The organism is Streptomyces sp. NPDC048295, assembly GCF_040652135.1.
Lineage (GTDB): Bacteria > Actinomycetota > Actinomycetes > Streptomycetales > Streptomycetaceae > Streptomyces.
Window position 1 is genome coordinate 160,192 of the sequence record NZ_JBEZLL010000021.1, and the last position, 11,699, is coordinate 171,890.

The window sequence follows — 11,699 nt, forward strand, 5'->3', positions numbered from 1 at the left end:
GCGTCATTCGGGCACCGCCTGCGGGCGTACGACATCTTCCGGGAGCAGCAGCCGCAGATCGTCCAGGCCGGGCGCCGCCATGGCGCTCAGCCGGCCCGCCTGACGGGTCATCATGCCCTCCAGGACCTGCCGGGCGAGCCGCGCGTTGCCGAACGAACGGTCCCTGGGCAGCGCGTCGAAGTACTCCCGCATGACCGCACCGGCACCCGGCCCGCACTCGTATCCCGACGCGGCCGCGTGCTGGCGGACGATGGTGACCAGCTCGTCCGAGGAGTAGTCGGCGAACTCCACCCGCCGCGAGAACCGTGACGAGAGACCGGGGTTGGAGGCCAGGAAGCGCTCCATCTCACCGGTGTAGCCGGCGACGATCACCACCACCTCGTCGCGGTGGTCCTCCATCAGCTTCAGCAGTGTGTCCACTGCCTCGCGCCCGAAGTCGCTGCTGCCCGAGGACCCTTCCGGAGTCAGTGTGTACGCCTCGTCGACGAACAGCACCCCGCCCCTGGCCCGGTCGAACACCTCCCGGGTGAGCTGGGCGGTGTGCCCCACGTACCGGCCGACCAGGTCCGCCCTGGCCACCTCGACGAGCTGGCCGCGCGGCAGCACACCCAGCGACTTCAGCAGCTCGCCGTAGAGCCGGGCGACCGTGGTCTTGCCGGTGCCGGGCGGACCGGTGAAGACCAGATGGTGGCTGATCCGCGGCGCGGGCAGCCCGGCCGCCTCGCGCTTCTTCGCGGTGGCCAGCAGATTGACCAGGTCGGTGACGTCGCGCTTGACGGCGGCCAGACCCACCATGTCGCCGAGCCGCGCCAGCGGGTCGCTCTCCGCCCCGCCGTCGGCCGGCTGCCCGGACGCCGCGGCCGCGGCCTCCTCGCCGACGTCCTCGGGCAGCAGCCGGGTGAGATCCTGCTCGTCGGCTTCGGGGAGCGCGGCCAGCCGGTACGCCTGACGGTCCACCATCTCCTCGAACACCTGCCGGGCGGCCCGGCCGTTGCCGAAGCCGGCGTCCCGGGGCATCCGTTCGAAGTGCGTGGCGAGCGCGCCGAGCGTTGATTCGTCGAGCTCGTAGCGGTGATGGGCACACATGCTCTCGATGATCGCGACGAGTTCGGGCACCGCGTAGTTCTCGAACTCGACCGTCCGGGAGAAGCGCGACGCGAGACCAGGGTTGGAGCCGAGGAAGTCACGCATCTCGTCCGCGTATCCGGCGGCGACCACGACGACGTCCTCGCGGTGGTCCTCCATCAGCTTCAGCAGCGTGTCGACGGCCTCGCGGCCGAAGTCGGCGCCGGAACCCCGCCCGTCCGACAGCAGGCTGTACGCCTCGTCGATGAACAGCACCCCACCCAGCGCCCGCTTGAAGGTCTCGGTGGTCTTGATCGCGGTGCCGCCGACGATCTGCGCCACCAGGTCCGCGCGCGACACCTCCACCAGATGGCCGGAGGGCAGCGCGCCCAGTTCGGCGAGGATCGCCCCGTAGAGCCGGGCGACCGTGGTCTTGCCGGTGCCGGGCGGCCCGGAGAAGACCAGGTGCCGGCTCATCGGCGGGGCCGGCAGACCGAGACGGGCGCGCCGCTGGGCGAGCTGGATCAGATTGACCAGTGTCCGCACCTGGTGCTTGACGTTCTCCAGGCCGATCAGCGCGTCCAGTTCGGCCAGCGGGCCCTCCTCGCGCGCCGCGCCGGAGCCGTCGCCGAAGGCGCCCGTACCGGCCGGATCGGTACCCTCCGCCTCCCCGAGCCCCCAGGCGTCCCGTTTGCCGTTGCCCGTACTGGTCAGGTTCTCCACCGCCAGCCGCTCGCCCGGCAGCGCCTGCACCAGACCGCCGCCCTCGTTGTCCCGCGCGGTGCAGTTGACCACCGACACGGCGGACGTGGTCTCCACCCGGAAGCCGTCCCGGCCCGAGCCGCTCACCTCGCAGGCGGTGAAGGCGCCCCGGCCGCCCTGGGCCAGCAGCACTCCGTGCCCCGCGGCGGCGGCGATCCGCAGCCGGGTCGCGGTCAGCTCGCCGCCGTCCTCGACCACCACCCCCGTGTCCGTGGACTCCCGGACGTCCCAGTCCCGGACGGCGACACTGCCGCCCGCCGCCACGGACATGCCGTGCGCGGCACCGTGGACGGCGCCCCCGCCGACGTAGACGTTGCCGTTGTCGGCGACCCGGATCCCGGCGCTGCCGGGCCGTTCGATCTCGCAGTCCTCCAGCCGGCCCCGGCCGTCCTTGACGACCTCCACGCCGTGCCCCTTGGCCGCGCCGATCCTGGCCCGGCGCACCAGCGGATTGGCGCCGCTGCGTATGCGTACGCCCACGTCGCCCGCGTCGAGCACTTCGAGACGGTCCAGCTCGGCGACCGACTCCTCCTCCAGCAGCACACCCGTCTGCACGCTGTCGCGGACGGTCAGCCCGATCAGCACCGGGGAGGCCGAGCCCCGGACGTGCAGCGCGGCGTCCTCGGCCGAGTCCAGCCAGCAGTCCTCGAAGGTGCCCCGGGACCGGTCCGAGACGAGCAGGCCCGAACCCTTCGTGCGAGCGGTACGGCAACGGCGCAGCAGCGGATCGGTGCCGCCGGACAGGACGATGCCCGGCCCGCTGGTGCCGGTCACCCGGATGTCCTCCAGCACCGTCCGGGCCGACGAGGAGAGGTGGATGCCGACACCGGTGTCGTGGACCACGGTCCGCAGGACCTGGGTGGTGCTCTGCTCCTCCAGCGCGATGGACGGCTTGTCGGTGGAGGAGATGTCGCACTCCTCGACCGAGCCCTGTCCCTCGCCGTTGGCGAGCACCCCGTTGGCGCGGGCGTCGCGGATCGTGCAGCCACGCAGCGTGATCCGGCCGCGTTCACCGATCACCACGCCCGAGGTGCCCAGGTGTTCGACCGTGCAGGACTCGGCGGAACTCTCCACCGCCGAGGTCACCACCAGCCCGGCACCGCGCGGGTTGCGCACCCGGCAGTCCCGCAGCGCCACCGAGCCGGACCCGCGGGCCAGCAGGGCGGTCCACGACGCACCGGTGATGTCGCAGCCGTCCATCGCGATCTGGCCGCGCGACGCGTCCACGACCGGCAGCTCCTCGTCGCGGCCGCGCAGCACCAGATCGGTGAGCATCACGGCTTCGGCCTGGAGCACCACCGCACTGCCGTGGGGCGGGCATATCTCGACGCTGCCGCGGGACTGTTCGGCGACGACGGTGACGGGGACGGTGATGACCAGACTCTCGGCGTAGGTGCCGGAACGGACGCTGATCACAGCGCCGTTGCGCGCCCTGGCCAGCGCCTCACCGATCGTTCGAAAGCCGTCGGGCCGCTCGGGACAGACCGTCAGAACCTGGCGTGACAAGCGGAATCCTCCTCCTTGGGGCCACACCGCGGTCCTGGGAACACATTGTCGGAGCGGGTGCGGCTCCATCATGCCGGAGTGATCCGCGAGAGCTTCGGCCGGAGCGGGAACGCCGCGTGAACCGCGCCCTGTTGACCCCGGCCCGGATCGCCCCATCACGGACGAAACGGGGCGGAGGGCAGAACGCCCCCGCCCCGTCCCCGGTGCCGTGACTAGTTGATCGCCTTGATCAGCTCTCCGTCGGCGGTGTCACCGCTCAGCTCCCAGAAGAAGGTGCCGCCGAGACCCTGCTGGTTCTTCCAGCTCATCTTGGTGGCGATGGTGGCCGGGGTGTCGTAGCTCCACCAGTTGGTGCCGCAGTGGGCGTAGGCGGTGCCGGCGACGGTGCCGGTGGCCGGGCAGCTGTTCTTGAGGACCTTGTAGTCCTCGATGCCGGCCTCGTAGGTGCCGGGGGCGGCGCCGGTGGCGGTGCCCCCGGGTGCGTCCTGGGTGACGCCGGTCCAGCCGCGGCCGTAGAAGCCGATGCCGAGCAGCATCTTGGACGCGGGGACGCCCTGGGCCTTCAGCTTGGCGATGGCCGCCTCGCTGTTGAAGCCCTCCTTCGGGATGCCCGCGTAGGACGTCAGCGGGGAGTGCGGGGCGGTCGGGCCCTTGGCGTCCCAGGCGCCGAAGAAGTCGTACGTCATCACGTTGTACCAGTCCAGGGACTGGGCGGCGCCGGCGTAGTCGGCGGCGTCGATCTTGCCGCCGTCGGAGCCGTCGGCGGTGATGGCGGCCGTCACGAGGTTGTTGCCGCCGAACTTCGAGCGCAGCGCGGAGGTGAGGCCCTTGAGTGCGGCCGGGCCGCTGGTGTCGCAGGTCAGGCCGCAGGCGTTGGGGTACTCCCAGTCGATGTCGATGCCGTCGAAGACATCGGCCCAGCGCGGGTCCTCCACCAGGTTGTAGCAGGAGTCGGCGAACGCGGCCGGGTTCTTCGCGGCCTCACCGAAGCCGCCGGACCAGGTCCAGCCGCCGAACGACCAGATGACCTTCAGGTCCGGGTGCAGCTTCTTCAGCTTGCGCAGCTGGTTGAAGTTGCCCCGCAGGTCCTGGTCCCAGGTGTCCGCCACACCGTCGACGGACTGGTCGGCGGTGTACGCCTTCTCGTAGTCGGCGTAGGAGTCACCGATCGCGCACTTGCCGCCGGTGACGTTGCCGAAGGCGTAGTTGATGTGCGTGAGCTTGTCGGCCGAGCCGGAAGTCTCGATGTTCCTGACGTGGTAATTGCGGCCGTAGACACCCCAGTTGGTGAAGTATCCGACGACCTTGTCGCCGGCCGCCGTGGGGGTGGCGTCGGCGGCGGCGGGAGCCGCTGCCCGCGTGGTGGTGGGGGGAGTGCCGGCCGACGCGGTGCCCGCGACGCCCAGCAGGGTGGCGCCGAGGGCGGCGGTACAGGCGGCTGCGGCGAGCGCCCGGAACCGGGCGCGTGGACGATGCAGTCCGAACATCTTGTCTCCTCGTGGGGGAGGGAACTCGCTTGTGGGGGCTGTTGGCCGGCCGTCACGTGTACTTGGCATGAACGCGCTGAGGCCGTTCCGCTGGGAACCGTAGATGGACTAGACCAGTCGGGTCAATGGTTCGGACCAACTCCGGTGATCGTTCCGCTCGGTGCCGAGTCGCCCGGTCACCCCGTGACGGATATCGTCCGATCGGGCATACTCAAGCCGCCACAGCCGCTGGCCAGCAGCTCTCGTAATCCGAGGGGGCCGGCGTCGGCTGGACAGCAGTGCTTTTCCGGGCTCCGCCCGGAAGCCCCCCGGCGGCGCCGCCCACACCCCTCGCGCGCGACCGTCGCAACGCCCGACAGGGAGGAGAGCGCCGTCATGACCGACCGTGCTTCGCAAGTGGTGGAACGCCGTCTGCCCACCGAGGAGTCCAGGCAGCTCGTCGCGCTCGTCCGCGACATCGCCCAGCGAGAGATCGCGCCCCGGGCGGCGGAGGAGGAGGAAGCGGGCCGGTTCCCGCGCGAGGTCTTCACGCTGCTCTCCGAGTCGGGACTGCTGGGACTGCCCTACGACTCCGCGTACGGCGGCGGCGACCAGCCGTACGAGGTCTACCTCCAGGTTCTCGAAGAGCTCGCGGCCGCCCGGCTCACCGTCGGCCTCGGCGTCAGCGTCCACTCCCTCGCCTGCCACGCGGTCGCCGGATACGGCACCAAGGAGCAGCGGGCCGAACACCTCCCGGCGATGCTGGGAGGCGGCCTGCTGGGCGCCTACTGCCTCTCCGAGCCCGCCTCCGGCTCCGACGCCGCCTCGCTCCGCACGAAGGCCGTACGCGACGGCGACGACTGGGTTGTCACCGGCACCAAGGCGTGGATCACCCACGGCGGCATCGCCGACTTCTACACGGTCCTGGCCCGCACCGGGGTCGAGGGCCCCCGCGGCATCACCGCGTTCCTGGTTCCCGGCGACGCCGAGGGGCTCGTCGCGGCCGCCCCCGAGAAGAAGATGGGCATGAAGGGCTCGCCCACCGCCCAGCTGAACTTCGACGGCGTACGGGTGTCCGACGCGCGCCGGATCGGCGAGGAGGGCCAGGGCTTCGCGATCGCCCTGTCCGCGCTCGACTCCGGGCGTCTCGGCATCGCCGCCTGCGCGATCGGCGTCGCCCAGGCCGCTCTGAGCGAGGCCGTCGGCTACGCGTCCGGACGGCAGCAATTCGGCCGCCCCATCGCGGACTTCCAGGGGCTGCGCTTCATGCTCGCCGACATGGCCACCCAGATCGAGGCGGGCCGCGCGCTCTACCTGGAGGCCGCCCGGCTCCGCGACGAGGGCAAGCCCTTCTCGCGCCAGGCGGCCATGGCCAAGCTGTTCTGCACGGACACGGCCATGCGGGTCACCGTCGACGCCGTCCAGGTGCTCGGCGGATACGGCTACACCCTCGACTTCCCGGTCGAGCGGCTGATGCGCGAGGCCAAGGTGCTGCAGATCGTCGAGGGCACCAATCAGATTCAGCGGATGGTCATCGCGCGCCACCTCGCGGGTCCCGAGACGCGCTGACACGCAGCGGCCGGTCCGACCACACGGGCGTCGCCATGATCCGGTTCCACTCCTGGTCGTGGCGGCCCGGCAGGGTCCGGCCCGCGCCCTCCCAACGGCGCAGCAGCGCCCGGTAGATGGGCGGATCGGTGGAGCGCGGCACCGGTCGCGGCACCGAACGGGGAGGCACGGGCCGGGGTACCGGCTGCGAACCGGGCTGCGGAACCGATTCTTCGGCGGTGGGAGCGGCGAGGCGGCGGCGGCCGGAACCGGCCGTTGAGTGCAGCAGGGTCATGCCTGGCCAACGGCGCCGGACGGGCCGTGGTCACTGTCCGGCCGAATCGAGAGCCCGTTCGCCCGGTCCCCGGGCGGCAGGCGGTCCTCATCGCGGGCACCACGCGGCGGGCCGTCGTGGTGCGGGCGCAGATGGGCTGTGGGGCCCGGACGGGTGTGTCCGGGCCGGTCCCGCGCGAACGCGGGAGCGGCTGTCAGGCGGCGTCGCGCCGCATCCGGGGCACGCGCAGCGGGCGCGAGCCGGGCCCGCCGGCGTGCGAGAAGGGCTGCATCCTCCAGTCGAGCCCCTGGGGGAGCGTCAACAGCAGGCCCGTCTCCTGCTCCTGGGCGTCGAGGGAATCGTCGGCGGGCCGCGACTGCGCCGCCGCGCGGCCCGTACCGGCGCAGACGGTCAGCACGAACGGATTCCACGGCGTCGGGCACAGCGCGTGCTCCGGCAGCACCTCCTCGCCCGCCAGCAGCGCGATCGGCTGCGCGCAGTCCGGGCAGATCACCCGGTACATCTCGAAGGTGTCGTACGCGTCGGGAGCGGTGTCCTCGACGGGCGCGGCATCCTCGACGGGATCCGGTTCGGTACGTCCGGTGAGCTTCAGGCTCGGCATGGGAAATTCCCCCCTCAGATGGGCCGACCAGGCGACAGGGCCTCGACCACAGCAAGCACTTCCCGTCGCGCAACGGCCGTAACCGCCAGGTGGCCCGCTACCCACCCGTAAACCTGTGGCATTCGTCACATGCCTGCCACAGGTGCCCCTTCCGGAGCCCCTGCCGCTGTGCCTGGAGGGACCCGGGGCAATAGGTTGATCCGTATGGAGGAGCTGGACCGACAGATCGTGGAGTTGCTCGTCAAGGACGGGCGGATGAGCTACACCGACCTGGGCAAGGCCACGGGCCTGTCCACATCGGCCGTTCATCAGCGTGTCCGCAGGCTGGAGCAGCGCGGGGTGATCCGGGGCTACGCCGCGGTCGTGGACCCCGAGGCCGTCGGCCTGCCGCTCACCGCGTTCATCTCGGTGAAACCCTTCGACCCGAGCGCGCCGGACGACATCGCCGAGCGGCTCGCGGACGTCCCGGAGCTGGAGGCGTGCCACAGCGTCGCGGGTGACGAGAACTACATCCTCAAGGTCCGCGTCGCCACGCCGCTGGAGCTGGAGCACCTGCTCACCCGGATCCGCTCGCTCGCCGGTGTCTCCACCCGGACCACGGTCGTGCTGTCGACGCCGTACGAGGCCCGGCCGCCGCAGATCTGAGGGGGCCGGGGGCCGCGAGGCTCCCCGCAGGCGCGAGACTGGTCCCATGACCGAGAGCACCGCCCCCCAGAGCGAACACCGCACCGTGCTGCTGCGCGGTGGAGACGTCCACAGCCCCGCCGACCCCTTCGCCACCGCCATGGTGGTCGAACGCGGCCATGTCGCCTGGGTTGGCTCGGAAGGGGCCGCCGACGCCTTCGCGGGCGGCGTCGACGAAGTGATCGACCTCGACGGTGCGCTGGTCACCCCCGCGTTCACCGACGCCCACGTCCACACCACGTCGACCGGCCTGGCCCTCACCGGCCTCGACCTGTCCGGTGCCCGGACCCTCGACGAGGCGCTCGGCCTGCTGCGCGCGTACGTGGCCGCCCACCCCGGGGACCGGGTCGTCCTCGGCCACGGCTGGGACGCCACGCGCTGGCCGGAGCAGCGCCCCCCGTCGCGCGGCGAGCTCGACGCGGCGGCGGGCGGACGGCCGGTCTACCTGCCCCGGATCGACGTGCACTCCGCCGTGGCCACCACCGCCCTGCTCGACCTGGTCCCCGGCGTCACCGGGCTGATCGGCTACCACCCCGACGCCCCGCTGACCGGCGCCGCCCACCACGCGGTCCGCTCCGCGGCCCACGGCGCCGTCTCGCCGCGGCAGCGTGCCGACGCCCAGCGCGCCGCCCTGCGGCACGCCGCGTCGCTCGGCATCGGCACCGTCCACGAGTGCGGCGGCCCCGACATCTCCGACGAGGAGGACTTCGCCGCCCTGCTGAAGCTCGCCGCCGCGGAGGGCGGACCGCGGGTCTTCGGCTACTGGGCCGAGCAGGTCGCGGACGAGAAGGACGCACGCAGGCTCAGGGAGCTCGGCGCCGTCGGAGCGGCCGGGGACCTCTTCGTGGACGGCTCGCTCGGCTCGCACACCGCCTGCCTGCACGAGCCGTACGCCGACGGCCCGGCCGGAAACACCGGCGCCGCCCACCTGGACGCGGCGCAGATCGCCGCCCATGTCACCGCATGCACCGAGGCGGGGCTGCAGGCCGGCTTCCACGCCATCGGGGACGCCGCGGTCTCCGCCGTGGTGGAAGGGGTCCGGGCCGCCGCCGAGACGCTCGGCCTGCCCCGGATCCGGGGCGCCCGGCACCGGGTCGAGCACGCCGAGATGCTCACCCCCGAGACCGTCGCCGCCTTCGCGGAGCTGGGTCTGACCGCCTCCGTGCAGCCCGCCTTCGACGCGGCCTGGGGCGGCGAGGAGGGCATGTACGCGCGGCGGCTCGGCGTCGAGCGGGCCAGGACCCTCAACCCGTACGCGGCGCTTCTGCGGGCCGGCGTGCCCCTGGCCTTCGGCTCCGACAGCCCGGTGACCCCGCTCGACCCGTGGGGCACCGTACGGGCCGCGGCCTTCCACCGCACGCCCGAACACCGTATCTCCGTCCGGGCGGGCTTCACCGCCCACACCCGGGGCGGCTGGCGGGCCGTCGGCCGTGACGACGCGGGGATCCTGGTGCCCGGCGCCCCGGCCGACTACGCGGTCTGGCGCACCGCCGATCTGGTGGTCCAGGCCCCGGACGACCGGGTCGCCCGCTGGTCCACCGACCCCCGGTCGGGGACGCCCGGCCTGCCCGATCTGACCCCCGGCGCCGAGCTTCCGGTCTGTCTGAGGACCGTGGTCTTCGGACAAGTTGTCTATGCACGGCCGAACGAGTGACGTGCGGGTATCGCGCATCGTCACCGTCGGCGGTCCCCGTTCCGCCGCGACCTGCGGATCTTCGCTACTGACCAGGCAAGTTTCGTAAATATTGCAGGTCAGACGGCTATTGACAGAACGCGCCCACCGGCCGGTAGGTTCGGCAAGTCCACCACAGGACGTCCGACCGGTTGAATCTCCACGCAGTCGTCGAACGCCGCTGGGTCATGGGGTGGTGTGCCGCACCGGCGCACCACCACTGACAGCCAGGTTCAGCGTCCGCGCCTCGGGGGCGAGGGAAGGTTTCATCCGGACGGCGGTGCGACCCGGGTGGGGCCCGGACGTTCAGTAGACAACGGCTCTAGGTCGACCCGCAGCCAGCGGGTCCCAGGCCGGCCCGAAGGGCGCTGGGCCCCCATCCGTAGTTCCCGTCCGTGCGCGCCCCGGGTTTCTGTCCGCACTTCCGTCCTTCTGTCCCCGGCGCCGAACAGCCCCGTCCGACCGTGTCGGCGATGGGTCCCCGCCCGCTGGATATGGTGTGCACCTGCGTACGGACTTAAGGGGCAGTAAGTGAACGACGGCGGTCAGCGGCGGTACGGCCCGCTCGGCAGAATCCTGGTGATCATTCCGACCTACAACGAGGCCGAGAACATCAAGCCGATCGTCAGCCGGGTGCGCGCCGCTGTGCCGGACGCCGACATCCTGGTCGCCGACGACAACAGCCCGGACGGCACCGGCAAGATCGCCGACGAGATCGCCTCCGGGGACAGCCAGGTCCGGGTACTGCACCGCAAGGGCAAGGAAGGGCTCGGCGCCGCCTACCTCGCGGGCTTCCGCTGGGGGACCGAGCACGGCTACGGCGTGCTCGTGGAGATGGACGCCGACGGCTCCCACCAGCCCGAGGAGCTGCCCAGGCTGCTCACCGCGCTCAAGGGTGCCGACCTGGTGCTCGGCTCCCGCTGGGTGCCGGGCGGGCGCGTGGTCAACTGGCCGAAGTCCCGGGAAATGATCTCCCGCGGCGGCAGCACCTACTCCCGGCTGCTTCTCGGACTGCGGACCAGGGACGTCACCGGCGGCTACCGGGCCTTCCGCGCCGAGACCCTGGACGGCATCGGCCTCGACCAGGTCGCCTCGCAGGGCTACTGCTTCCAGGTCGACCTGGCCCGCCGGGCCGTCGAGGCCGGTTATCACGTCGTCGAGGTCCCGATCACCTTCGTCGACCGGGAGATCGGCGACTCGAAGATGAGCCGCGACATCCTGGTCGAGGCCCTCTGGCGGGTCACCTCCTGGGGCGTCACCTCCCGTACGAACCGGGTCCTGGGCCGCAAGGCGCTCTGATGCGCAGTGCCCGCCGCCGGCGGCGGCGGGCAGCCGGGCAGCCGCCCATGATCACCCCCTTGTGCCGTTCGGACGGCCGTACGGGCACACTGGGGACCATGACGACCGGCACACCGCCCCCGACCGCCCCCCGGCGCTCCCGCGCCCGTACCTTCGTCCCCCTCGCCATCGCCGCCTGGGCGGTGCTGGAGATCTGGCTGCTCACCGTCGTGGCCGAAGCGGCGGGCGGATTCACCGTGCTGCTGCTCCTGGCGGCGGGCATCGTGCTCGGGGCCGCCGTGATGAAGCGGGCCGGCCGCCGGGCCTTCCGCAACCTCACCGAGACCCTCCAGCAGATGCCGGGGCAGCCCGGGGCGGCCGCCGCCCCGCCGGCCACCGGTTCGGGCGGCAGGGGCAACGGCTTCCTGATGCTCGGCGGGCTGCTGCTGATGATCCCGGGCATCGTCTCGGACGCCGCGGGGCTCCTGCTGCTGGTGCCGCCGGTCCGCTCGTGGCTCGGCCGGTACGCGGAGCGGTCGCTGGAGCGCCGGATGCGTGCCGCGAGCCCCGGCAGCCTCTCCGACGCCTTCCAGCAGGCCCGCATCCACCGGCCGGACGGAAAGGTCGTACAGGGCGAGGTCATCCGCGAGGAGGGCGCACAGCCCGGCGCACGCCCCGACGAGGGCCCCCGGCCGCCGCTGACCCCCTGAGCGGGCGGGCGGGAGCGTCCGCCCGGCGGCTCACGGAGCACGCCGCGAGGAGCACGCCACGACAGAGCCGCGGGGGGGGGGGGCGGCCCCGGGGGGGAGGCCCCCCGCGCGG

At 72.6% G+C, this 11,699-nt stretch carries 8 protein-coding genes; 5 read left to right on the forward strand and 3 right to left on the reverse strand.

The window, feature by feature from the left end; all coding sequences use genetic code 11:
* Positions 1-3 precede the first annotated feature (3 nt).
* Both AB0D53_RS28140 and AB0D53_RS28145 read right to left on the reverse strand, forming a co-directional pair.
* Complete coding sequence (locus AB0D53_RS28140) at positions 4-3,333, reverse strand: right-handed parallel beta-helix repeat-containing protein (RefSeq protein ID WP_362451551.1); 3,330 nt, start codon at positions 3,331-3,333, stop codon at positions 4-6.
* A gap of 212 nt (positions 3,334-3,545) precedes the next feature.
* Entirely contained in the window at positions 3,546-4,820 is a 1,275-nt protein-coding gene (locus AB0D53_RS28145) for a glycoside hydrolase family 18 protein (RefSeq protein ID WP_362451553.1), read from the reverse strand.
* 375 nt (positions 4,821-5,195) lie between these two features.
* Here AB0D53_RS28145 and AB0D53_RS28150 point away from each other — a divergent pair, with 375 nt between their 5' ends.
* The gene (locus AB0D53_RS28150; protein ID WP_362451555.1) at positions 5,196-6,368 is read left to right on the forward strand and encodes an acyl-CoA dehydrogenase family protein; all 1,173 of its coding nucleotides are present in this window, start codon (positions 5,196-5,198) and stop codon (positions 6,366-6,368) included.
* 467 nt (positions 6,369-6,835) lie between these two features.
* Here AB0D53_RS28150 and AB0D53_RS28155 read toward each other — a convergent pair whose 3' ends face one another.
* Positions 6,836-7,243: a hypothetical protein gene (locus AB0D53_RS28155; RefSeq protein WP_362451558.1), complete on the reverse strand. Its 408-nt coding sequence runs from the start codon at positions 7,241-7,243 to the stop codon at positions 6,836-6,838.
* Between the two features lie 204 nt (positions 7,244-7,447).
* Between AB0D53_RS28155 and AB0D53_RS28160 the strand changes: the two genes are divergently transcribed.
* The 4 genes from AB0D53_RS28160 (at position 7,448) to fxsA (ending at position 11,587) form a co-directional block, all read left to right on the forward strand.
* Positions 7,448-7,888: an Lrp/AsnC family transcriptional regulator gene (locus tag AB0D53_RS28160; RefSeq protein WP_124718962.1), complete on the forward strand. Its 441-nt coding sequence runs from the start codon at positions 7,448-7,450 to the stop codon at positions 7,886-7,888.
* Between the two features lie 46 nt (positions 7,889-7,934).
* Positions 7,935-9,581, forward strand: a complete 1,647-nt coding sequence (locus AB0D53_RS28165; protein ID WP_362451560.1) for an amidohydrolase — start codon at positions 7,935-7,937, stop codon at positions 9,579-9,581.
* A gap of 549 nt (positions 9,582-10,130) precedes the next feature.
* Positions 10,131-10,898, forward strand: a complete 768-nt coding sequence (locus AB0D53_RS28170) for a polyprenol monophosphomannose synthase (RefSeq protein WP_362451562.1) — start codon at positions 10,131-10,133, stop codon at positions 10,896-10,898.
* 98 nt (positions 10,899-10,996) lie between these two features.
* Positions 10,997-11,587, forward strand: coding sequence for an FxsA family membrane protein (gene fxsA, locus AB0D53_RS28175; protein ID WP_362451564.1), 591 nt, complete (start codon positions 10,997-10,999; stop codon positions 11,585-11,587).
* The last annotated feature ends 112 nt before the right edge of the window (positions 11,588-11,699 follow it).